This is a genomic window from Halopseudomonas sp. T1L2, assembly GCF_055397385.1.
In genome coordinates, this window is record NZ_AP040865.1 from 839,478 (window position 1) to 862,428 (window position 22,951).

Here is a 22,951-nt window from a genome sequence, read left to right on the forward strand (position 1 = left end):
GCGCCGCCCCATCCGGCGAGCCCCAATGTGTTGTTTCACTGTCAACGCAAAACATAACTGAGGGAAGACTCAATGACTCTGCGCAAGCACTTCGCTGGATTCGCCGTAACCGCACTGGCTGCCGCCATTCCGGCAGTCGCCATGGCCGATGTAAGCATCTACGGCCGCGCCCACGTATCCGTCGATTTCCTGGATGACGGTGCGGACTACTCCGAAACCAACCTGTCCAGCAACTCTTCCCGTCTGGGCTTCAAGGGTGACCACGAGATCAACCCGAACCTGACTGCCTTCTTCCAGATTGAGCAGCAGATCGACTTCGGTACCGACAACGGCAGCTCCTTCAACACCCGCGATACCTTCGTCGGTCTGAAAGGCAACTTTGGTTCCGCTCGCATGGGTCGTTTCGACAGCCCCTTCAAAGCAGCTCGCGGCCCGGCCAACCTGTTCGGCGATCAGGTCGGCGACATGCGCAACCTGACCCGCGTTGGCAACGCCCGCTTCGACGAGCGTTATGACAACACTCTGGAATACACCACGCCGGACATGAACGGCTTCTTCGCCAAACTGGGCTACTCCGTTCAGGAAAGCACCGTCAATGAAGACGACACCGACGACAGCGTGATCAGCGGCTCCCTGAACTATGCTGGTGACGCCCTGGAAGCGGCTCTGGCGTACGAAGCTGCCGACGAAGACACCGGCCGTGGCGAGCGCGACGGTATCCGTGCTGCCGCTGCCTACAAGATCACTGACGGCTTCAAACTGGTTGGTTTCTACCAGACTGTCGACTACACCAACCCGGCAGCGACTCAAGCTGTTCAGGACGCACTGACCTCCGACACTTACGGTCTGGGTGGCGAGCTGAAAGTCGGTTCCGCTACTGCGCTGAAAGCCATGTGGCTGACCCGCGACTCCGATGCCGACAACTTTGACAGCGACATGCTGGCTGTAGGTATCGAGCACAAGCTGGACAAGGCTGTTCGTGTCTACGCCAACTACGCCATGGTTGAAAATGACGAGAATGTTGCTCTGACTCCCTGGAGCCAGGCACGTACCGCCAACCCGGCTGGTGCACTGGGCGAAGATGCAACCGGCTTCTCGGTAGGCCTGCGTTACGACTTCTGATCCCGTCACCTGGCAGGACCGAAGTAACCCGAAGCCGGACTGTTTGAGAAAACAGTCCGGCTTTGTCATTAAAGTGAAACCCTGCAGTCTTAATCTCGTCGCCAGGTGGTCATAAAGTGTGATCACGACCGGATCTCAATGTTCACTTGTGCCAGGAGTTCTATCCCATGCGTCAACTGCTCTGTCTCGCCGCCGCCGCGCTGCTGTCCGCTTGCGCCCAGCAGGCTCCCGTCAAACTGTACTCAGGCGCCGAACAGCCTGCTTCGCAGGTCCTGGTTGTTGAAATGCCCAACACCCTTGAGGTCCTCAATATCAACGGTCAGCCTGCGCCGGAAGCCAATCGCATGGTCGGCAACAACCTGCGTCAGCTGGAGCTGCAGCCGGGCAAGTACCGCATCAATGCTTACTTTGAAAACGGCTACGACGTGGGTGGCGGTCTGAGCCACGAAATCGTCCGTACCCGCAGCGCGACCTTCACCATCGACGGTCAGGCCGGCGAGGTATGGCGCATTGAGTTCGATGAGCCGGGCAACCTGAAGCAGGCTCAGGAAATGGAAAATAACTTCGAAGGCGTTGCCGTCAATACCCGCACCGGCGAGCGTGTTGTCAGCGAACCGGGTCCGCGTTATGTGTCGCTGCTGGGCGAAATGTTCGGTTCTGGCACCATGGTCGCCACCCGGGATCACGGTATCGCTCCGATTGGCGCGGCTCCCCAGGCTACCGCGCAAGTGCCGATGGCCGTGCCGACTCCGTCGCAGGCTGCTGCGCCAGCCCAGACCCTGCCGCATGACGCATCGACCCTTGCTACCTTGAAGCAGATCTACCTGATGCTCAGCCCGGAAAGCCGTGACGCCTTCCTCGAATGGGCCGCTCAGTAATCGAGTAACACCCCGTAGGCTTGTGTGCTGCACCTTATTCCCCGCTCACGCGGGGATTTTTTTGTGCATGTGCCGCTAGGGTGGTCAATCGCGCAGCCTTGGCCACGCGTAGCCCGACCACGCGACGCAACCGCGCGGACACGCCTGCGGCTTGGTCCGCCCTGCGGTTGCTTGGCATTGATGGCTCGGGTCACAACCCGGCCGAGTAACCGAGAACGCCATAAAGAACCATTTTTTGTGCACGGGCCGGTAGGGTGGTCAGCGCGCAGCGTTGGCCACGCGGAGCCCGATCACGCGGTGCAGCCGCGCGGACACGCTTGCGGCTTGGTCCGCTCTACGGTTGCTCGGCATCGATGGCTTGCTGTACCTGGCGGTAAAAGGCCAAACGGTCCTTGCCCTGGGTGCCGCCTTGCCTGTCGGTGGCCTGCGGCCAGTTGCCGTTGGCGGCGATGACCAGCTGGCGGTTCGGGTCGATAAAGATGCTTTGCCCGAAAATGCCCTGGGCCATGTAGGCGCCGTCGTCGAGGGTCCACCACTGATAGCCGTAGCCGCGGCCCGGCACGCCGATATCCACCTGTTTGTGGGTGGCCTCGGTGATCCAGCCCTCGGGCAGTACCTGCTTTCCGCCGGCGATACCGCCGCCGAGCATGAACAGGCCGAAGCGCGCGTAGTCCCGGGTGGCGGCCTGCACGCAACAGCCGCTGATTTCATGGCCGGTGGAGCCGAGCAGCCAGGTGGCGTCCTGTTGCATGCCAAAGGGTTTCCAGATCTTTTCCGACAGATACTCCGCCAGCGGCTTGTTGGCGGCCGAGCTGGCAAGCACGCCAATCAGGTTGGTCTCGCCGGTTTTGTACACCCATTTGGTGCCGGGCTCGGCCTCGGCCTGCAACTGGCGCATATAGCTGACGGTCACGTCCATACCGGGCTCGCCTGTGTGCGAGTTGAAGCGGGCTACGTCCGAGTTCGGGTCGGCGTAGTCCTCGTTCCAGGCGACACCTGAGGTCATGGTCAGCAGCTGGGCTATGGTCACGTTGTCGTACGCTGAACCCTTGAGGTCCGGTATGTAGTCCGACACCATGTCGTCGATGCTTTTGATGTAGCCGTCCTGAATCGCGGCGCCGATCAGTGTCGAGGTAAATGACTTGGCGACCGAAAAGCTGGTCCAGCGCCCATCCGGGCCAAAGTCCATGGCGTACTTTTCGAGCCGTACCTTGCCGTTATGCACGATGATCAGTGCCGCGGCGCGCTGGGCGTCCATGTAGGCATCTACGTCCACACCCACATGCAGCGGCGCGCCGTTGGGCAGGGGGTATACGTTGTCACCTGCCTCGATTACCCGGGAGTCGCTCAGAACCGGCAGGCGATCCAGCGCCCTGAAACCGGCATCGCGCTGATCGTCGGACCAGAACAGCACATTGGTGCTGGTTGGCAGGTTCAGCGCCAGTCGGCGCATATCCTGGTCGGCCGTGACCCAGAAAACGCCGCAGGCGATTGCCAGCAGCACAATGATCGAAAGGATCCCTTTTTTCATGCGTGTACTCCATCTTTTATTGTTGTGGGCATAACTTACGGGAGTTGCGTGCAGGATGGGGGATTGCGCCGGCTGCATAAGCCCGCGTGATTCGGCAGCCGTCGCTTGCTAAATACCTGTGTGCGGCAGCCGAACTGGCCGCAACGGGGTCAGTCCTGCGGCGCCTTGGCTATCAACTCGCGCTGCACGCGCACCGCCGTGCGCTTGGGCCGCACTTCCAGACCACGGCCTTCCAGGTGCGCGCGGGTAAAGGCGGCACCAAACAGCAGGATCATCGAGGAATAGTTCACCCAGAGCAGCAGCAGGGCCAGCGAGCCGGCAGCGCCATAGGCCGACGCGGTAGCCGAGTAGGCCAGATAGAGTGCAATCAGGGAGCGGCCGGCGGCGAACAGTACTGCTGTAATAAAGGCGCCTACCAGCACATCACGCCACGACAGCAGCACATCCGGCAGAATCTTGAACATCGCCGCAAACAGCAGCGTGGTCAACGCCAGAGACAGGCAAAACTCCATCGCCACCATGGCCGGTGCCGGAACGGGCAGCCAGCTGTCGGCAAAGGCCATTACTGCACTGAAGGCGACAGACAGCGTCAGCGACACCAGCAGAATAAAACCGATAGCCAGAATCAGGGTCAGCGACAGCAGGCGACTTTTGATCAACAGCCAAAGGTTGTTACGCGACGGGCGCGGTGCCACGCCCCAGATCTGGTTCAGCGACTGCTGCATCTTGCCGAACACCGTGGTTGCACCAACGATGGTCGCCAGAATGCCAATCAACGCCGGCCAGATGCCGCTCTGATCTATCTGCGAATTGGCCACCGCCGTTTGAATTACCCCCGCCGCCTCAGGCCCGATAGTGCCCTCAAGCTGCGCAAATAGCTGCCCCTCTACCGCGCGCTCACCCAACACAAACCCCACCAGCGCCACGACCACCACCAGCACCGGCGCAATGGAAAACACCGTGAAAAACGCCAGAGCCGCGGCATAGATAAAGGCCTGGCTTTCCAGCCAGTTCTGCACCGCGGAGCGGAAAATATCGAACCAGTGTCTGATCATAGGGCGCTACTGCCGTGGGAACCGAAAGCCATTGTCGAGAAAGCCTTATGTCGCTGTTGTTGTGTGGGTCAGGGGCATTGTAGACATGCGCGGCGGATTGGGGCCAGCGGCAGGGGGCCAGGATGCCGACTTTGCACAGCCAGCACTATCGCTGTTAGTAGTCTTTGGCTTGGGTGTCGGCTGGCATGGCCCAGAGGTGGGCGGCGACCAGGGCTTTCCAGGAGCCGAACTGGGTGAGCCATTGTTGGGTAAAGGCTTGGTCCGGTGCTTCGGGCAGGTTGAGCAGTGCGCCGAGTCGTTTGCGCACGACGACGTCGCCGTGCATGGAGCCGTCGAGTACGCCGTAGCCGCGCAGCAGGATATAGCTCTGGGTCCAGGGGCCGATGCCTTTGATGCTGGCGAGGCCTTCGGCAATAGCTGCGGCGGGTGACGGGGTGGTGGCGGCCCAGGTGTCCAATGGCAACTGGTTGCTTTCTACTGCCTTGGCCAGGCGTATCAGGGTGGCGGCTTTGCTGGCGGACAGGCCGCAGCTGCGAAGGTCGTCTGGTGTCGCGCCCAGCAGTGCGTCGGGTTGGGGGTGGCAATGCATGCCGTTGGCCAGTGGCGTACCCAGTGCGCGAATAACGCGGCGGCGTACGGAGATGGCGGCATCGACGCTGATCATCTGGCCGATGACCGCCCAGCAGGCGGCTTCAAACGGGCTGGCGCTCTGCGGCATGCGCAGGCCGGGTGTTTGCCTGAGCAGTCGGGCGATCTCGGGGTGCGCGCCGTGGGCAATGCGCAGGCCGTCGATATCCTGATTCAGGCCGAGCAGGTTGCGCAGGTAATGCAGGAGCGCAGTGGTGTCGGGTTCTGCAATCGACAGCTGGGCCAGCACGCTGCCGGGTTCGCTGAAATCCAGTTGCAGCAGGGTGGGGTGGCCTTGCCAGTGCAGGGCCTTTTCGATGCGCTGGCCTGTTGTGCGTTCCGAGACCTGCTCGCGGTCACGGGCGTAGAAGCGCTGCACATCGGCATGACGATAGCCGGCGGGCAGGGTGAGGCGCAGTGCGGTACCGGGTTCAGTCATCCTTTGGGCCCTGCGCCTCGCGTTGCAGGAGCGCACGTTTGCGTTCTACGCCCCAGCGATAACCAGACAGGCTGCCGTCGCTGCGGACAATACGGTGGCAGGGCACGACGATAGCCAGCGGGTTGGCAGCGCAGGCGCCGGCTACCGCCCTTGCGGCGCTGGGCGAGCCCATGGCCTCGGCCAGCTCGGAGTAGCTTCGGGTCTGGCCGGGCGGGATGGCTTGCAGCGCCTGCCAGACGCGACGTTGAAAGGCGGTGCCGCGAATGTCCAGCGGCAGCTGCTGCGCCTGGTGTGGTGACTCGATCAGCGCGACCACGGCGCCCAGCTGGTCGCCAAGGCCCTTATCGGGCGTGCACTGGGCTTTCGGAAAGCGTGCTCGCAGATCGGCTTCCAGCAGGGTGTCATCATCGCCCAGCAGGATCGAGCAGATGCCCTGTGCGCTGCGGGCGACCAGCACGCGGCCGAGCGGGCAGGGGCCGATGGCAAAACCGATCTGCTGCTTGCAGCCGCCCCGACGATAATCCGCCGCAGGCATACCGAGTTCACCGGGGGCTTCAGTGTAGAAGTGGCTGGTCGAGCCAAACCCCGCAGCGAAAGCGGCATCTGTCGCTGTTGGGGCGTCGGCAAGCCGTTGCAGCAGACGTTTTTGCCGCACGGCGCGGGCATACTCTTTGGGCGTCACGCCGGTTTCTCTGCGGAATTCACGTTGCAGGTGCCAGCGACTCAGCCCGGCTGCTTCGGCCAGGTGCTGCAAGGTTGGCGCCTGCTCGGCCTGCTCAATCAGGCGGCAGAGGCGGGTAATGCGCGCCTGCCGTTCGGCATGTGGGTCGTCATCCGGTTTGCAGCGCAGGCAGGGGCGAAAGCCTGCGGCACGGGCCTCGGTTGTGTTGTCGAAGAAACGCAGGTTTTCGGCGCGTGCGTGACGGGATGGACAGCTTGGGCGGCAATACACGCCCGTGGTGATCACAGCGTAGATAAAGCTGCCATCTGCGGCGGCATCTCGGGCCTGGATTTGCTGCAGGCGCTGCCGGGTCAGACTGTCTGGAGGTGTATGGATCATTGCCGTGTCTCGCCGAGGTGTCTGCTATCGATGTTGCCTGCGGCAGATCGGGGCTGCATCCGGTATCTTGCTACCGAATCGGCAGCCGGTCATCATCGGCTGCTGTGTCATTTGCCGGATGGGTTTTGCTCCATGGTGCCGAAACGCTTACGTTCGATCAATGATGTTGATGCTGCCAGCTGGGACGCTCTGCTCGCGGCGGACTACCCGTTTCTGTGCCACGGCTTTCTGCGCGCGCTGGAAGACAGCGGAGCGGTATGCGCGGCCTCTGGCTGGGAGCCTGCACACCGGGTGGTCGAGCAGGACGGTGAGCTGCTGGCACTGATGCCGCTGTATCGCAAAAGCCACTCCTGGGGTGAGTACGTGTTCGACTGGCAGTGGGCCGAAGCCTGGGAACGGGCGGGGCAGCGCTATTACCCGAAATACCTCAGTGCGGCGCCGTTTTCACCGGTGCAGGGGCCGCGTTTGATTGCGCGGGATCCGGCGGCGGCCGGTGCGCTGCTTGGCGGGCTGGATGCCGAGTTGCAGGCCGGTGAGGTGTCCAGCCTGCATCTGCTGTTCAATCTTGGCAGCGAGAACGATCTGTTGCAGGAGCATGGCTGGCTGCAGCGCCTGGGGTGCCAGTTTCACTGGTACAACCGCGACTACCAGTGCTTCGACGACTTTCTGGCTGCCTGCAACTCGCGCAAGCGCAAGAACTTTCGCAAGGAGCGGCAGGCGATTCGCGATCAGGGTATCGAGTTCCGCTGGCTGGCCGGCGAACAATTGGATGAGGCGGTCTGGCGGCAGTTCTACCCGTTTTACGCGGCGACCTATTACAAGCGCGGACAGGAGCCCTATCTGCCGGCTGAGTTTTTTATCTTGTTGAACCGTTACTGCCAGGCCAGCGTTCGCCTGCTGTTTGCCATGCAGGGTGAGCGGCCAGTCGCCGGCGCGTTGTTTCTCGTCGGTGGCGACACCCTGTATGGGCGTTACTGGGGCTGCCTTGAGGAGTTTGACCGCCTGCACTTTGAGACCTGTTTCTATCAGGGTATGGAGCGCTGTATTGCTGAAGGGCTAAAGCGGTTTGATGCCGGGGCGCAGGGTGAGCACAAGCTGGTGCGCGGCTTTGAGCCGGTGTTGACACAGTCATGGCACAAGCTGCAGCCGGGCCTGCATGGGGCGGTAGCGGATTTTTTGCTGCGCGAGCGCGCGGGAGTGAAAGCCTATCAGCAGGAGGCAATCAGCTACCTGCCATTCCGGCAGGCAGCTGAGTAGCGAGCTTACTCGGCGCCGTCTTCCAGGCGGGTGGCGCTGATGATGGTGACCGGGTTGACCGGGACGTTCTGGTGCCCGCTGCGGCTGGTGGTGGGTACCTTGCCGATGGTTTCAACAACCTGTTCACCGCTGACGACCTTGCCGAACACGGCATAGCCGAAGTCGCGTGAGCCGTGGTCGAGGAAATCGTTGTTATCCAGATTGATGAAGAACTGGCTGGTGGCGCTGTCGACTACGCCGGTGCGGGCCATGGCTAGGGTGTAGCGCAGATTGCGCAGGCCGTTGTCGGCTTCGTTCTTGATCGGGTTGCCGGTTTCACGCTGACGCATGTTGCTGTCGAAGCCGCCGGTCTGAATCATGAAGCCCGGGATCACTCGGTGGAAAATCACGCCGTCGTAGTGGCCTGCTTCGACATAACGCAGGAAGTTGGCGGCGCTGATGGGTGCCTGCTCCTCGTTCAGCTCGACAACGATGTCGCCGAGGTTGGTGGTCAGTTGCACACGCGGGTTTTCGGCCAGCGCGGTGCTGCTGAGCAGCAGCAGGGTAGTGGCACCAATCAGGTGTTTGAGCATGGTTTGACTCCGTGGTCAGAGGGTGGAAAGGCCTGCCTGGGCAGGCTCTGTCGTTGTTGTTACGCGGCTGCTGTCGACCTGGCTCAGGAAATTCAGCAACAGCGTGTTGAAAGCGTCGGGTTGGTCAACCGGGGTAGCGTGCCGTGAATCGGCAATCACCTCAAGCCTGGCGTCGCCCATGCGACTGACGTATTCGCGCTTGAGTTCAACCGGGGTGTAATCCTGATCGGCGCTGACGACCAGCACCGGGCAACTGATACGGTCCAGCTGGTTACTGACGCCCCAGCCGACAATCGCCCGCAGTGACGCCAGATAGCTGCGTCGATGGTTGGCGGTCCAGCGCTGGATGAATGTTTGCCGATGGTTCACCTGCTCAGGCTTGGGGAACAGCAGGCGAGAGAGCCCCTTGGCGATGGTCGACATCGGTAATACGTGGGCGAAAAACAGGCGCTTGCCGGCCATCCAGAGTTCCGCCGGGCGACGGGGGATGACCTCGGGTGCGCTATTGACGATGGTCAGACTGGCCGGCACCTCAGGAGCGTCCGTGGCGAGTTGAAAGGCGATCATGCCGCCCATCGACAGGCCGACGATGTGCGGCTTTTCCAGCCCCATTGCCTCGATGAAGGCCAGACAGTCCCGGGCGAACTGGGCTATCGAGTAGCCCTTGCCGGTTTTGTCGGTGCCGCCGTGGCCACGCATATCCAGGCATAGCACGCGGTAATGGGCGCTGAGCGCGGGTATCTGGTATTCCCAGTCCTGCTCGCTGGAACCAAGACCGTGCAGCAAGAGTACCGGCTGGCCCGAGCCCTGGTCGGTGTAATGGAATTCACAGTCGTTCAGTCGGATCTGTGGCATGGACGGCGTCCCTGACGAATAGAGATGGCATTCTATGCATGGACGTCCTGCCAATTGAAGTGCTGCATCAGTCTGTCATCGAATGTTCAATGATCAGGTCGGCAAGAATGCGCGTGGCCGGGCCGACCGGGCGGTCCTTGTTGGCGTACAGGAACAGTGGTACCGAGCGGTTGGCGCCTTTCTCCAGCGGCAAGGCTTTCAGTTTGCCGTCGTTGATCAGGTGGCGTATCTCGTGGCAGGGCAGCCAGGCAAAGCCCAGGCCGCTGGCGACCATACGGGCGGCGGTGCCCAGACTGGCTACCGTCCAGCGTTGCTCGGCGCCAAGCCAGCCGGAATCCCTGGGCTTGTGCTGCCCCGAGTCGCGGATAACGATCTGCAGGTGGCCTTGCAGATCGTCATGGGTCAGGCTGCGCTGCAATTGGTGCAGCGGATGCTCGGGGTGGGCAACCGCGACGAAGTCGACCGAGTTGAGCTGTTGCGGCAGGAAGCCGGCGATGCTGAGCCCGGAAATGGCCAGGTCGGCGGAGCCATCAAGCAGGCAATCTTCCACGCCGGAGAGCACCTCCTCGCGCAGTTGCACCCGGCAGCCACGGCTTTGGGGCATGAACGCGCGCAGGGCACTGGCCAGCCGCTCGGTAGGGTAGGCGGCATCGACTACCAGACGCACTTCCGGCTCCCAGCCCAGCTCCATCTCGGTGGCCAGCATTTCCAGCTGACTGGCCTGTGACAGCAACTGGCGGGAGCGCCTGAGCAGCACCGTGCCGGCCTCGGTCAGCACCGCCTTGCGGCCCTCAATGGTCAGCAGCGGCACGCCCAGTTGTTCCTGCATGCGCGCTACCGTGTAGCTGACCGAGGACTGTGAGCGGTGCAGCGCCTCTGCTGCCTGGGCAAAGCCGCCGTGGTCGATGACCGCCTGCAGGGTGCGCCATTGTTCGAGGGTTACACGTGGTGCTTTCATCTTGCCATCCTCTGCCGTATCGTATTCGAGCGTGTCCGTTTCGGGGCACGCCCGACGCTTGCACGCGTCGTGCATCTGTATTGCCGCAAGGAGTTTTCGATGCGTTCTCTCGTCTCCGCCAGCGCACTGACCTGCCTGTTACTGCCCGCAGCTGCCCAGGCCTTTCCAATCGATCTGGAAGCGCATCTCGATGGGGTAACCATCGAAACCCGGACCACGGACATCAGTAATATCGCAACAGTGACGCTGCGTAATGCCGGGGCTAACACGGCTCTGTGCGAGGCGACGTTCGTCAACGGCCCGGAACGGCCCGCGCCGCGCCGGGTGCGACTGGCCGCAGGGGAGAGCACGGTGGTCAGTCAGTCTTTCCAGCGGGCTATCACTCGCGTCAGGGTCGATGTGCGCTGCAGTGTAAACTGAATATATCAATTTAGCCGATTGGTATTAGCGCATTTTTGCGCTTTTTTATCTTTTTATTGGTTCTATCATGGCGCCATCCTTTACCGAAAGATGGAGTCGAGCCATGAAAAAGATCCTTGTAGTGCAATCCAGTGCCCGTCAGGAAGGGTCGCTGACCCGCGAATACACTGCGCAGCTGGTGCGCCAGATTGAAGCGGCCAACCCCGGTTCCTGGGTGGTGACCCGTGACTTGGGCGCTGAGCCGATCCCCCACCTTGACGGCACCCTGCTTGGCGGCTGGATGAAGCCAGCCGAGGAACAGACTGAGGAGGAGCGGGCGGCCGCTGCCCGGTCGGGACAGTTGATCGATGAGTTGCTTGCCAGCGATATCGTCGTGATTGGCTCTTCCATGTACAACTTCGGCATTACCTCTACCTTGAAAAGCTGGTTCGACCACGTTTTGCTGGCCGGGCGCACCTTCAAGTACACCGAAAATGGACCTGTAGGTCTGGCAGGTGATCGCAAGGTCTATGTGGTGACCGCCCGTGGTGGCCGCTATGCCGGTACGCCGATCGACTTCCAGGAGCCCTACATTCGTCAGTTGCTGGGCTTTATCGGCATTCAGGATGTGGAATTCGTCAACGTTGAAGGTCAGGCGTTGGGCGAGGAAGAGGCTGCCAAGGGCCGCGCTGAAGCGGATCAGGCTTTGGCTGCCATCGCCTGATAAAACGCAGGCAATAAAAAACCCGGCAATCAGCCGGGTTTTTTAATTTGGCTCCGCGACCTGGACTCGAACCAGGGACCCAATGATTAACAGTCATTTGCTCTACCGACTGAGCTATCGCGGAATGGACGCTGCGCACTTTACCAAAAAAATGATGGAAGTCAACGCCTTGAAGCCAATTGATCAATCAGGCGTGAAACTCACGCCTTCATGACCGCAGCCATTGCCTGGGCAACGGCGTCGATGTTGCTGTTATTCAGCGCCGCGACACAGATGCGGCCGCTGCCAACAGCGTAGATGCCGAACTCGTCTGCCAGGCGTGCCACCTGCTCCTTGCTCAGGCCGGAGAAGGAGAACATGCCACGCTGGCGCTGAATGAAGCTGACGTCCTGTTCGACGCCGGCTTCCTGCAGCTTCTGAACCAGGGCTGCGCGCATGTCGCGGATACGGTCACGCATCTCGGCCAGTTCTTCTTCCCACAGGGCATACAGCTCAGGGTTGGTGAGCACTGCTGCAACTACCTTGGCACCGTGGGTCGGCGGGTTGGAGTAGTTGGTGCGGATAACGCGCTTGAGCTGCGACAGCACCGGTGCAGTTTCTTCCTTGCTGGCGGTGACCATGGTCAGGGCGCCAACGCGCTCGCCATACAGCGAGAAGGATTTGGAGAAGGAGCTGGCAACCAGGAATGGCAGACCGGACTCGGCAAACAGGCGCACGGCAACCGCGTCGTCTTCGAGATTCTCGCCGAATCCCTGGTAGGCGATGTCGAGGAAGGGGACAAGTTGGCGGCGGCCAACAACGTCGATGACCTTGGCCCAGTCAGCCAGGCTCAGATCGACACCGGTCGGGTTGTGGCAGCAGGCGTGCAGAATAACCACGGTGCCTTCGGCCAGCGCTTCCAGATCCGCCAGCATGCCGCTCAGGTTCAGACCGTTGGTTGCCGGGTCGAAGTAGGTGTAGTCGACGACATCGTAACCAGCGGCTTCGAACAGCGCGCGATGGTTTTCCCAGCTCGGATTGCTGATGGCGACGGTTCGCTTGCCGGTCAGGCGATAAAGGAAGTCAGCACCCAGTTTCAGGGCGCCGGTGCCGCCGAGCGCCTGTGCAGTAATGATGCGGCCGGAGGAGAGCAGGGCGGAGTCAGCGCCGAACAGCAGCTTTTGCACCGCCTGATCGTAGGGTGCCAGGCCGTCAATCGGCAGGTAGGCGCGGGCGGCATGTTCGGCAACGCGGGCTTCTTCGGCGGCCTGTACTGCGCGCAGCAGCGGTACCTTGCCTGACTCGTCACTGTATACCCCAACACCCAGATTGACTTTGTTCGCACGGGTATCGGCGTTGAACGCTTCGTTCAAGCCAAGGATAGGATCACGCGGGGCCAGTTCTACCGGGGAAAACAAACTCATGATATGGGCAAACTCGATACAGGTGAATGTAGGGTGTCGGGCTATGCCAGGGGACTGCACTGAAGTTGCGGATTGACGAGGGTGGGTTGCTTTGCCCCGCCATCAGGGTTCTGTCAGTGCCATCTTAGCGGCCGTTCATTATAAGGAACTGATCAGATAACTCCAATCGGGTTCCCTTCGCGTTGCGCGTCTTTTTGCCGCGAATGCGCTCTCAAGGCAGACGACAGCTTTGCTGATAGCGTCACTGCGAGGCAGTGACGGACGCGTTGGGGTTGTGTCGGGTATGATGTGCGATTGTCGTAATAGTGGGAGATCGTCGACCGTGTCTGAGTTCAATCTGCAAACCCGCTTTCAGCCCGCCGGCGATCAGCCGACAGCGATCGCTCAGCTGGTCGAGGGCCTCGAGGCAGGGCTGTCGCACCAGACCCTGTTGGGTGTGACCGGCTCCGGCAAGACCTTTACCATTGCCAATGTCATTCAGCAGATGCAGCGGCCGGCTATCATCATGGCTCCGAACAAGACCCTCGCTGCGCAGTTGTATGGCGAGTTCAAGGAGTTCTTTCCGCACAACGCGGTCGAGTACTTCGTTTCCTATTACGATTACTACCAGCCTGAAGCCTATGTGCCGTCCTCCGATACCTATATCGAGAAGGATGCCTCGATCAATGATCACATAGAGCAGATGCGGCTGTCGGCGACCAAGGCGCTGATGGAGCGCCCGGATGCCATCATCGTGGCGACGGTGTCGGCTATTTACGGCCTGGGTGATCCCGAATCCTACCTGCGGATGGTGCTGCATGTTGATCGCGGCGATCAGGTGGATCAGCGGACCTTGCTGCGCAGGCTGGCCGAGCTGCAGTACACCCGCAACGACATGGAGCTGGCCCGGGCGACTTACCGTGTGCGCGGTGATGTGATCGACATCTTTCCGGCGGAATCTGACCTCGAGGCCATTCGTATCGAACTGTTCGATGATGAGGTCGAGACGATCAGTTTCTTCGACCCGCTAACAGGTGAGGTTTTGCGTAAGGTTCCGCGCGTAACTGTTTATCCTAAAAGCCATTATGTAACGCCTCGTGAGACATTGCTTGAGGCTGTGGAACATATCAAGGTGGAGCTGGATGCGCGTCTCGCGGTACTGAAGGAGCAGAACAAACTGGTTGAAATGCAGCGGCTGGAGCAGCGTACCCGCTTTGATCTGGAGATGATTCTGGAGCTGGGTTACTGCAATGGCATCGAGAACTACTCGCGCTACCTGTCCGGTCGCGAGCCGGGTGCGCCGCCGCCAACGCTGTTTGATTATCTGCCGCAGAACGCGCTGCTGATCATCGACGAATCCCATGTGTCGGTACCGCAGGTCGGTGCGATGTACAAGGGTGACCGTTCGCGCAAGGAGACCCTGGTCGAGTATGGCTTCCGTCTGCCGTCGGCATTGGATAACCGCCCGATGCGCTTTGATGAGTGGGAGGCGATATCGCCGCAAACGATCTTTGTTTCGGCTACACCCGGCCCCTATGAAGAGGCCCATGCCGGGCGGGTGGTCGAGCAGGTGGTGCGGCCAACCGGTCTGGTTGACCCGCTGATTGAAGTACGCTCGGCGACCACACAGGTCGACGATTTATTGTCCGAGATACGCTTGCGGGTGGATAAAGAGGAGCGGGTGCTGGTCACCACGCTGACCAAGCGCATGGCCGAGGATCTGACGGACTATCTGGGCGATCACGGTGTGCGGGTGCGCTATCTGCATTCGGACATTGATACGGTGGAGCGGGTCGAGATTATCCGTGACCTGCGTACCGGGGCCTTCGATGTGCTGGTGGGCATCAACCTGCTGCGTGAGGGGTTGGACATGCCGGAGGTGTCACTGGTTGCCATTCTGGATGCAGATAAAGAGGGCTTTCTGCGTTCCGAGCGATCGCTGATCCAGACCATCGGCCGCGCGGCGCGCAACCTGAACGGCAAGGCGATACTCTACGCCGACCGTATTACCGGGTCGATGGAGCGCGCAATCGGTGAAACTGAACGCCGCCGCGAGAAGCAGATCAACTTCAACAAGGAGCATGGCATCACCCCGCGGGGCGTTACCAAGAGCGTGGCGGATATTCTTGAGGGTGCAGTGGTGCCTGGCAGTCGCAGTGGCCGTCGTCGTCAGCAGAAGGTGGCAGAAGAGGGGGCGGGATATTCTGCGCCGCGCACACCGGGCGAAATCACCAAGCGTATCGGCGAGCTGGAAGAAAAAATGTTCCAGCACGCGCGTGATCTGGAATTCGAGTCGGCTGCCCAGTTGCGTGACCAGATCCAGAAATTGCGCGATCAACTGATGCAGATCTGAATCGGATTCAGGGGTTTTGCTCGTTATTTGAGCGTTTTGGATAAAGAATAATCAGGTGCTGGTTGTTTGTTGATCGCCCTGCTGGCGATTCAAGCTTTTTTCAGGTTTTCAGTAACTTAGTGGTTGACAGGGTTAAGGGAGGTGCGTAAAGTTCGCCTCCATCGCAGGCACGTAGCTCAGTTGGTTAGAGCACCACCTTGACATGGTGGGGGTCGTTGGTTCGAATCCAATCGTGCCTACCAAATTAGAAACCCGGTCCCTGTGGCCGGGTTTTTTTCTTTCTGCACCGCTTCAGGTGCTTCTGCAGTAGCCCGCAAGGGCTGCCGGCAATCGTGATGCCGGTCTGACTGCGGCGAGTCGCTGGGGCGGTTCATCCATCACGTGGCCTTGCGTAGGGGTCACCACTGAGAAGGAGAGGCACATGCCCGTAATTACTCTTCCTGACGGCAGTCAGCGCGTTTTTGAAAATCCCGTTTCCGTTGCAGACGTTGCGCAGTCCATTGGTGCCGGCCTTGCCAAGGCAACCATTGCCGGCAAAGTCGATGGGCGTCTGGTCGACGCCTGTGATCTGATCGAGCAGGACGCGACCCTGCAGATCATTACCGCCAAGGACGAGGAAGGGGTCGAAATCATTCGTCACTCCTGTGCTCACCTGGTGGGTCATGCAGTCAAGCAGCTGTATCCGAGCGCCAAGATGGTTATTGGTCCGGTTATCGATGACGGCTTCTATTACGACATCTCCTTTGAGCGCCCCTTTACGCCGGAAGACATGGCCGCCATCGAAAAGCGTATGGCCGAGCTGATCGACACCAATTACGACGTGATTAAAAAGGTGACCCCGCGTGATGAGGTCATCAAGGTGTTCGAGTCCCGTGGTGAGGAGTACAAGCTGCGTCTGGTTGAGGATATGCCGGACGAAAAGGCCATGGGCCTCTACTACCACGAAGAATATGTCGACATGTGCCGCGGCCCGCACGTGCCGAACACGCGCTTTCTGAAAGCGTTCAAGCTGACCCGTATCTCCGGTGCCTACTGGCGCGGCGATGCCAAGAATGAGCAGCTGCAGCGTATCTATGGCACTGCCTGGGCGGACAAGAAGCAGCTGGCAGCCTACATCCAGCGTATGGAAGAGGCCGAGAAGCGCGATCACCGCAAGATCGGCAAGCGTCTGGACCTGTTCCACACCCAGGAAGAAGCGCCGGGCATGGTGTTCTGGCACCCCAATGGCTGGTCTATCTACCAGGTGCTTGAACAGTACATGCGCAAGGTCCAGCTGGACGCCGGTTATAAAGAGATCAAGACGCCTCAGGTGGTTGATCGCGTGCTGTGGGAGCGTTCCGGTCACTGGGAGCACTACGCGGCGAACATGTTTACCACCGAGTCGGAAAGCCGTGACTACGCGGTCAAGCCGATGAACTGCCCGTGTCACATTCAGGTCTTTAACCAGGGGTTGAAGAGCTACCGCGAGCTGCCGCTGCGTCTGGCCGAGTTCGGCTCCTGTCATCGCAATGAGCCCTCCGGTTCGCTGCACGGTCTGATGCGCGTGCGTGGCTTTACCCAGGACGATGCGCATATCTTCTGTACCGATGAGCAGGTCAAGAAGGAAGCCAGCGACTTTATCGCGCTGACGCTGCAGGTCTACCGGGATTTCGGCTTTGACGACGTTGAGCTGAAGCTGTCCACTCGTCCGGAAAGCCGGGTTGGTGATGACGCATTGTGGGATCGCGCCGAAAAAGGTCTAGAGGATGCACTTAATGAAGCGGGCCTGAAGTGGGATTTGCAGCCGGGTGAGGGCGCTTTCTACGGTCCGAAGATCGAATTCTCCCTGCGTGACTGTATCGGTCGGGTCTGGCAGTGCGGTACTCTGCAGCTGGACTTCATGTTGCCGGGCCGTCTGGGCGCCCAGTACGTCGCCGAAGATGGTGCGCGCAAGACCCCGGTCATGCTGCACCGTGCGATCCTCGGTTCGTTCGAGCGTTTTATCGGTATTCTGATCGAACATTACGCCGGCGACTTCCCGGCATGGCTCGCGCCGACGCAGGCAGCGGTACTGAATATCACCGATAATCAGGCCCAATTCTGCAGTGAAGTCGAGAAATCCCTGAAGGATATGGGGTATAGAGTGGTTGCGGACTTGAGAAACGAGAAGATCGGCTTTAAAATCCGCGAGCATACTTTGCACAAGACTCCCTACCTGCTGGTTGTAGGTGATCGGGAAGTCGAGTCGCACACCGTGGCCGTGCGCACGCGAGAGGGTAAAGATCTGGGTTCAATGACTGTAACCGAGTTCGCTGATTTCCTATCTCGCGCTGTGGCACAACGAGGCCGCCCGAATTCGGAGCAATAAAGATTAAACGCGAGATGAGACAAGACAAAAGAGCCGCACAACGCCCGCCGATTAACGAAAACATCACGGCGCGCGAAGTGCGCCTGATTGGAGCAGATGGCGAGCAGATCGGCATCGTATCCATTCAGGAAGCGCTGGCCGCAGCTGAAGAAGTCAAGCTGGACCTGGTTGAAATCTCTCCCGATGCGGCACCGCCCGTGTGCCGCATCATGGACTACGGCAAGCACATCTTCGAAAAGAAGAAGCAGCAAGCCGCAGCGCGCAAGAATCAGAAGCAGATTCAGATCAAGGAAATCAAGTTTCGTCCAGGGACGGAAGAGGGTGACTATCAGGTCAAGCTTCGCAACCTGATTCGTTTCCTCTCTGACGGGGACAAGGCCAAGGTATCCCTGCGATTCCGTGGTCGCGAAATGGCCCATCAGGAGCTGGGCATGGAGTTGTTGAAGCGGGTCGAAACCGACCTTGCTGAATACGGCACCGTGGAACAGCACCCGAAGATGGAAGGTCGTCAGCTGATGATGGTCATCGCCCCCAAAAAGAAAAAGTAATCTCCAGGGCAACGCCAGGCCTTGCGATTATTTGATGCACTTCAATTTGGAGTAACTGAACATGGCAAAGATGAAGACCAAAAGTGGCGCTGCCAAGCGCTTCAAGAAAACCGGGAACGGCATCAAGCACAAGCATGCTTTCAAGAGCCACATCCTGACCAAGATGAGCACCAAGCGTAAGCGTCAACTTCGCGGCACTTCGCAGCTGAACGCTGCTGACGTCCAAAAAGTCGAGCGCATGCTGCGTCTGCGTTAATCATCAAGGTTACAGGTTAGAGGAAGAAAGCAATGGCTCGTGTAAAACGTGGTGTCATGGCGCGCAAGCGTCACAAGAAAGTTCTCAAGCTGGCTAAAGGTTACTACGGCGCGCGTTCACGCGTGTTCCGCGTTGCCAAGCAAGCGGTTATCAAAGCTGGTCAGTACGCATATCGTGACCGCAAGCAGCGCAAGCGTCAGTTCCGCGCGCTGTGGATTGCCCGTATCAACGCTGGTGCTCGTCAGAACGGTCTGTCCTACAGCCGCCTGATCGCTGGCCTGAAAAAGGCGTCCGTCGAGATCGATCGTAAGGTTCTGGCCGATCTGGCCGTGAACGAAAAAGCGGCGTTTACCGCGATTGTCGAAAAAGCAAAGGCTAGCCTGGCTTAAGCCCTCGTTACGACAATCACCGCGCCTTCGGGCGCGGCTGGCAACGTCAATGATAGGGGAAGAGCCTCAAAGCTCTTCCCCTATTTTTGTTTCTGGAGTACGTGTTGATGGAAAACCTCGACGCCCTGGTCGCACAAGCACTTGAGGCAATCAAACAGGCAGCTGATGTGGCTGCGCTGGAGAATATCCGCGTTCAGTATCTTGGCAAGAAGGGCGAGCTGACCCAGGTGATGAAGACCCTGGGCAACATTCCGGCCGAGGAGCGTCCCAAGGTTGGCGCGCTGGTCAACCAGGCCAAAGAGCAGGTTCAGAGCGTGCTCAATGGACGTAAGTCCGAGATGGAAAGCGCTGCGATGAATGCCCGTCTGGCTGCCGAGCGCGTGGATGTCACGTTGCCTGGCCGTGGTCAGACTACCGGTGGTTTGCACCCGGTTACCCGCACCATGGAGCGGATTGAACAGATTTTTGCCCACGTCGGTTATACCGTCGCGGAAGGCCCGGAAGTGGAAGACGACTACCACAACTTCGAGGCGCTGAATATTCCGGGTCACCACCCGGCGCGTGCCATGCACGATACCTTCTACTTCAATGCCAACACCCTGCTGCGTACTCACACCTCGCCGGTTCAGGTACGTACCATGGAGAGCCAGCAGCCGCCGATTCGCATCATCTGTCCGGGTCGCGTGTACCGCTGCGACTCCGACCAGACCCACTCGCCGATGTTCCATCAGGTTGAAGGTCTGCTGATTGACGAGGGTGTGAGCTTTGCCGATCTGAAGGGCACCATTGAGCAGTTCCTGCGCGAGTTCTTCGAGGCTGATCTCGAAGTCCGTTTCCGCCCGTCGTTCTTCCCCTTCACCGAACCTTCCGCCGAGGTGGATATTCGCCGCCGCGTAGTCAAGAACGGTGAAGAAAAGGCCGACTGGCTGGAAGTCCTGGGTTGCGGCATGGTGCACCCGGAGGTGCTGCGCATGTCCGGTATCGACCCGGAGAAATACCAGGGGTTTGCTTTCGGGATGGGCGTCGAGCGCCTGACCATGCTGCGTTATGGCGTGGGCGATCTGCGCATTTTCTTCGACAACGATCTGCGTTTCCTTGAGCAGTTCCGTTGAGCGCCGCATCCGCAACCCTTTTGACAGCAGGAATCGATAATGAAATTCAGTGAACAGTGGCTGCGCACCTGGGTAAACCCTGACGTTTCCCGTGACGAACTGGTAGCGCGCCTGTCCATGACCGGACTCGAAGTAGACAGCGTTACCCCGGCAGCCGGTGAGTTCTCCGGCGTTGTGGTGGGCGAGATTCTCAGTGCCGAGCAGCATCCCGATGCCGACAAGCTGCGCGTATGCCGCGTCAGCAATGGTAGCGAAGAGTTCCAGGTGGTGTGCGGCGCACCCAACGCGCGCGCCGGCATTAAGATCCCGTTTGCCATGGTGGGCGCGGTACTGGGCGAAGATTTCAAGATCAAGAAGGCCAAGCTGCGCGGTGTCGAATCCTTCGGCATGCTGTGCTCGGCTGCCGAGCTGCAGATTTCAGAAGACCACGACGGCCTCTATGAGCTGCCGCTTGATGCCCCTGTCGGTCAGAGCGTACGCGAGTACCTTGGCCTCGACGACGCTATCATCGAAGTCGACCTGACGCCGAACCGTGGCGATTGCTTGTCTATCGCCGGTCTGGCCCGTGAAGTAGGCGCCAACTATGGCGCCGAGGTTTGCCGTGTCAAGGTTGAGTCGATCGCAGCCGTCCATGACGAGGTGCGCCCGGTTGAGCTGGTCGCTGCTCAAGCCTGCCCGCGTTATGTGGGGCGGGTTATCCGCAACGTTGATCTGTCACGCCCAACGCCGCTGTGGATGGTTGAGCGTCTGCGTCGCAGCGATATTCGCAGTATTGATGCAGTGGTCGACATCACCAACTACGTGATGCTTGAGCTGGGACAGCCGATGCATGCCTTCGATCTGGCCGAGATCAAGGGCGGCATTCGCGTGCGCATGGCGGAAGAGGGTGAGAAGCTGGTACTGCTGGACGGCCAGGAAATCAGCCTGCGTGCAGATACCCTGGTGATTGCAGACCACGAACGCCCGCTGGCTATGGCCGGCATCATGGGTGGTGAGCACAGTGGCGTCAGCGAAAACACCCGGGACCTGTTCCTGGAAAGCGCCTTCTTCGACACCATCGCCATCGCCGGCAAGGCGCGTGGCTACAGCCTGCACACCGACTCTTCGCATCGCTTTGAGCGAGGCGTTGACTGGCAACTGCAGCGTGAGGCCATCGAGCGTGCGACGGCCCTGATCCTGGAGATCGTCGGTGGTGAGCCGGGTCCGGTCATCGAGGCGGTCGAGCAGGGCGCATTGCCCTCACTCAAGCAAATCACCTTGCGCAATGACCGCATCACCCAGATGCTCGGCATGCAGATGGGTGAGGCCGACGTGGTCGGTTATCTCTCCGGTCTTGGGCTGGGCGTTACCGCGATTGGTAATGGCCAGTGGCAGATCGATGTACCCAGTCACCGCTTCGATATCAGTATCGAAGTGGATCTGATCGAAGAGCTGGCTCGCCTGTATGGTTACAACCGCCTGCCGGTCAGCGCGCCAACCGCAGCCCTCAGTCTGGCTGGCAAGCCGGAGGCCCGCGGCGAGCTGACCGTGCTGCGTCGCCTGCTGGTCGCCCGTGGCTACCATGAAGCCATTACTTACAGCTTCATCGAGCCGGGCCTGAGCAAGCAGTTCGAGCCGGAGATCGAACCCCTGGCGCTGGCCAACCCGATTTCCAGTGACATGGCAGTCATGCGTCCCTCCCTGTGGCCGGGCCTGTGCAAGGCGGTGCAGTACAACCAGAATCGGCAGCAAGGCCGGGTGCGGCTGTTCGAGAGCGGCCAGCGCTTCATTCCGTGCGCAGATGGTCTGCGTCAGGAAGTCATGCTTTCCGGTATTGTTACTGGCAGCCGTCAACCTGAGGGCTGGGCGAACGGGGCAGAGAAGGTCGACTTCTTCGACGTCAAGGCTGATGTTGAAGCCATCCTGGCGCAGAGTGCCGCCGGCGTCAGCTTCCGCTTCGCACCGGTGGCCCACCCTGCGCTGCATCCTGGCCAGTCTGCCGGGATCCTCAATGGTGAAGAGCAGGTAGGCCTGATCGGTGCGCTGCACCCGCAGCTGGTTGAGGATCTTGACCTCAATGGGCCGGTATTTGTGTTCGAGTTGGCATTGGCGAAGATCTGTCAGGGCGAGCTGCCGCGCTTTGGTGAATTGTCCCGCTTCCCTGAGGTCAGACGGGATATCGCACTGGTTGTGGACCGCGAGGTATTGGCCCAGGATCTGCTCGGTGCCATTCGCCAAGCGGCCGGCGAACATCTCAAAAACCTCAGGTTGTTTGACGTGTATGAGGGCAAAGGTATTGATCCTCATAGAAAAAGCATGGCAATCGGCTTGACGTTACAGGATTCGTCACGCACTCTTACCGATGATGAGGTGAATGCTGTCATGGACAGAGTGCTGCAGTCCTTGGAGCAAGGGTTTAACGCCACGCTAAGGAAATAGGTGAAATGGGGGCTCTGACAAAAGCGGAAATGGCTGAGCGGCTGTACGAAGAGTTAGGGTTCAACAAGCGCGAAGCCAAAGAGTTGGTCGAGTTGTTTTTCGAAGAAATTCGTAACGCACTGGAAGCCAATGAACAGGTCAAGTTGTCCGGATTCGGCAACTTCGATTTGCGCGATAAACGTCAGCGCCCCGGCCGAAATCCGAAAACAGGCGAAGAGATCCCCATTACCGCCAGGCGGGTGGTGACCTTTCGCCCGGGACAAAAACTCAAGGCACGAGTAGAAGCGTATGCTGGAACCCAGCCATAACGACGAGCTGCCGGCGATCCCCGGTAAACGCTACTTCACCATTGGTGAGGTGAGCGAGTTGTGTGCAGTAAAGCCCCATGTTCTGCGATACTGGGAACAGGAGTTTCCCCAGTTGTCGCCGGTCAAGCGTCGGGGTAACCGTCGCTACTATCAGCGTCAGGATGTGCTCATGATCCGTCAGATTCGTGCTCTGCTGTACGATCAGGGATTCACCATCGGCGGCGCACGCCAGCGCCTGTCCGGTGAAGAAGCCCGTGAAGATCTCACCCAGTACAAGCAACTGATCCGCCAGACCATTGCCGAGCTGGAGGAAGTGCTCAACGTTCTTCGGGTTCGCTGATACTGAAAAAAAACTTTCTCA

22 protein-coding genes and 2 tRNA genes are annotated in these 22,951 nt (G+C 59.9%); 15 read left to right on the plus strand and 9 right to left on the minus strand.

The window, feature by feature from the left end:
• The first annotated feature begins 72 nt into the window (after nt 1-72).
• Entirely contained in the window at nt 73-1,122 is a 1,050-nt protein-coding gene (locus tag ACZ5WQ_RS04010; RefSeq protein WP_233049525.1) for a porin, read from the plus strand.
• Nucleotides 1,123-1,289: 167 nt separating this feature from the next.
• Complete coding sequence (locus ACZ5WQ_RS04015; RefSeq protein WP_228246498.1) at nt 1,290-2,000, plus strand: DUF2057 family protein; 711 nt, start codon at nt 1,290-1,292, stop codon at nt 1,998-2,000.
• Nucleotides 2,001-2,334: 334 nt separating this feature from the next.
• Here the strand turns inward: ACZ5WQ_RS04015 and ACZ5WQ_RS04020 are convergent, their stop codons facing one another.
• The 4 genes from ACZ5WQ_RS04020 to ada all read right to left on the minus strand — a co-directional run bounded on the left by ACZ5WQ_RS04020 (nt 2,335) and on the right by ada (nt 6,712).
• Entirely contained in the window at nt 2,335-3,531 is a 1,197-nt protein-coding gene (locus tag ACZ5WQ_RS04020; protein ID WP_464383180.1) for a serine hydrolase domain-containing protein, read from the minus strand.
• A gap of 149 nt (nt 3,532-3,680) precedes the next feature.
• Entirely contained in the window at nt 3,681-4,586 is a 906-nt protein-coding gene (locus ACZ5WQ_RS04025; protein WP_233049528.1) for a YihY/virulence factor BrkB family protein, read from the minus strand.
• A 154-nt stretch (nt 4,587-4,740) separates the two neighbouring features.
• Entirely contained in the window at nt 4,741-5,652 is a 912-nt protein-coding gene (locus tag ACZ5WQ_RS04030; protein WP_464383181.1) for a DNA-3-methyladenine glycosylase 2, read from the minus strand.
• On the minus strand, nt 5,645-6,712 hold the full coding sequence (gene ada, locus ACZ5WQ_RS04035; RefSeq protein WP_464383182.1) for a bifunctional DNA-binding transcriptional regulator/O6-methylguanine-DNA methyltransferase Ada: 1,068 nt from the start codon (nt 6,710-6,712) through the stop codon (nt 5,645-5,647). Before ada ends, ACZ5WQ_RS04030 begins: the two co-directional genes overlap by 8 nt.
• 132 nt (nt 6,713-6,844) lie before the next feature.
• On the opposite strand from ada, the gene ACZ5WQ_RS04040 reads away from it, so the two are divergent.
• Nucleotides 6,845-7,969 carry a GNAT family N-acetyltransferase gene (locus ACZ5WQ_RS04040; RefSeq protein WP_464383183.1) on the plus strand — a complete coding sequence of 375 codons (1,125 nt, stop codon included), beginning with the start codon at nt 6,845-6,847 and terminating at the stop codon, nt 7,967-7,969.
• A gap of 5 nt (nt 7,970-7,974) precedes the next feature.
• On the opposite strand, the gene ACZ5WQ_RS04045 is transcribed toward ACZ5WQ_RS04040, so the two are convergent.
• The 3 genes from ACZ5WQ_RS04045 to ACZ5WQ_RS04055 form a co-directional block, all read right to left on the minus strand.
• Nucleotides 7,975-8,541, minus strand: coding sequence for a peptidylprolyl isomerase (locus ACZ5WQ_RS04045; RefSeq protein ID WP_228246492.1), 567 nt, complete (start codon nt 8,539-8,541; stop codon nt 7,975-7,977).
• A gap of 15 nt (nt 8,542-8,556) precedes the next feature.
• Nucleotides 8,557-9,396 carry an alpha/beta fold hydrolase gene (locus ACZ5WQ_RS04050; RefSeq protein WP_233049533.1) on the minus strand — a complete coding sequence of 280 codons (840 nt, stop codon included), beginning with the start codon at nt 9,394-9,396 and terminating at the stop codon, nt 8,557-8,559.
• A gap of 67 nt (nt 9,397-9,463) precedes the next feature.
• Nucleotides 9,464-10,354, minus strand: coding sequence for a LysR family transcriptional regulator (locus ACZ5WQ_RS04055; RefSeq protein ID WP_088275083.1), 891 nt, complete (start codon nt 10,352-10,354; stop codon nt 9,464-9,466).
• 99 nt (nt 10,355-10,453) lie between these two features.
• Between ACZ5WQ_RS04055 and ACZ5WQ_RS04060 the strand changes: the two genes are divergently transcribed.
• Both ACZ5WQ_RS04060 and ACZ5WQ_RS04065 read left to right on the plus strand, forming a co-directional pair.
• Nucleotides 10,454-10,774 carry a 3-phosphoglycerate kinase gene (locus ACZ5WQ_RS04060; protein WP_233049534.1) on the plus strand — a complete coding sequence of 107 codons (321 nt, stop codon included), beginning with the start codon at nt 10,454-10,456 and terminating at the stop codon, nt 10,772-10,774.
• A 103-nt stretch (nt 10,775-10,877) separates the two neighbouring features.
• Entirely contained in the window at nt 10,878-11,477 is a 600-nt protein-coding gene (locus ACZ5WQ_RS04065) for an FMN-dependent NADH-azoreductase (RefSeq protein WP_233049535.1), read from the plus strand.
• Nucleotides 11,478-11,525: 48 nt separating this feature from the next.
• On the opposite strand, the gene ACZ5WQ_RS04070 is transcribed toward ACZ5WQ_RS04065, so the two are convergent.
• A tRNA-Asn gene (locus tag ACZ5WQ_RS04070) sits at nt 11,526-11,601 on the minus strand.
• A 76-nt stretch (nt 11,602-11,677) separates the two neighbouring features.
• Nucleotides 11,678-12,880: an amino acid aminotransferase gene (locus ACZ5WQ_RS04075; protein ID WP_269687540.1), complete on the minus strand. Its 1,203-nt coding sequence runs from the start codon at nt 12,878-12,880 to the stop codon at nt 11,678-11,680.
• A 286-nt stretch (nt 12,881-13,166) separates the two neighbouring features.
• Between ACZ5WQ_RS04075 and uvrB the strand changes: the two genes are divergently transcribed.
• The 10 genes from uvrB (at nt 13,167) to ACZ5WQ_RS04125 (ending at nt 22,930) form a co-directional block, all read left to right on the plus strand.
• A complete protein-coding gene (uvrB, locus tag ACZ5WQ_RS04080) occupies nt 13,167-15,212 on the plus strand; it encodes an excinuclease ABC subunit UvrB (RefSeq protein ID WP_233049866.1) in 2,046 nt (681 codons plus the stop codon).
• A gap of 165 nt (nt 15,213-15,377) precedes the next feature.
• Nucleotides 15,378-15,454, plus strand: a tRNA-Val gene (locus ACZ5WQ_RS04085).
• Nucleotides 15,455-15,633: 179 nt separating this feature from the next.
• The gene (gene thrS, locus ACZ5WQ_RS04090; protein ID WP_338213571.1) at nt 15,634-17,559 is read left to right on the plus strand and encodes a threonine--tRNA ligase; all 1,926 of its coding nucleotides are present in this window, start codon (nt 15,634-15,636) and stop codon (nt 17,557-17,559) included.
• Nucleotides 17,556-18,107, plus strand: coding sequence for a translation initiation factor IF-3 (gene infC / locus ACZ5WQ_RS04095; protein ID WP_233049867.1), 552 nt, complete (start codon nt 17,556-17,558; stop codon nt 18,105-18,107). Before thrS ends, infC begins: the two co-directional genes overlap by 4 nt.
• A 61-nt stretch (nt 18,108-18,168) precedes the next feature.
• Nucleotides 18,169-18,363 carry a 50S ribosomal protein L35 gene (gene rpmI, locus ACZ5WQ_RS04100; protein WP_083727856.1) on the plus strand — a complete coding sequence of 65 codons (195 nt, stop codon included), beginning with the start codon at nt 18,169-18,171 and terminating at the stop codon, nt 18,361-18,363.
• Nucleotides 18,364-18,395: 32 nt separating this feature from the next.
• Nucleotides 18,396-18,752 carry a 50S ribosomal protein L20 gene (gene rplT, locus ACZ5WQ_RS04105; RefSeq protein ID WP_083727855.1) on the plus strand — a complete coding sequence of 119 codons (357 nt, stop codon included), beginning with the start codon at nt 18,396-18,398 and terminating at the stop codon, nt 18,750-18,752.
• 107 nt (nt 18,753-18,859) lie between these two features.
• Nucleotides 18,860-19,864, plus strand: coding sequence for a phenylalanine--tRNA ligase subunit alpha (gene pheS, locus ACZ5WQ_RS04110; protein ID WP_228246485.1), 1,005 nt, complete (start codon nt 18,860-18,862; stop codon nt 19,862-19,864).
• A 39-nt stretch (nt 19,865-19,903) separates the two neighbouring features.
• Nucleotides 19,904-22,282 (plus strand): phenylalanine--tRNA ligase subunit beta, encoded by a 2,379-nt coding sequence (pheT, locus tag ACZ5WQ_RS04115; RefSeq protein ID WP_464383184.1) that lies wholly within the window; start codon nt 19,904-19,906, stop codon nt 22,280-22,282.
• Nucleotides 22,283-22,287: 5 nt separating this feature from the next.
• A complete protein-coding gene (gene ihfA / locus ACZ5WQ_RS04120; protein WP_088275071.1) occupies nt 22,288-22,590 on the plus strand; it encodes an integration host factor subunit alpha in 303 nt (100 codons plus the stop codon).
• A complete protein-coding gene (locus tag ACZ5WQ_RS04125) occupies nt 22,571-22,930 on the plus strand; it encodes a MerR family transcriptional regulator (protein ID WP_083727851.1) in 360 nt (119 codons plus the stop codon). The genes ihfA and ACZ5WQ_RS04125 overlap by 20 nt, the downstream gene beginning before the upstream one ends.
• The last annotated feature ends 21 nt before the right edge of the window (nt 22,931-22,951 follow it).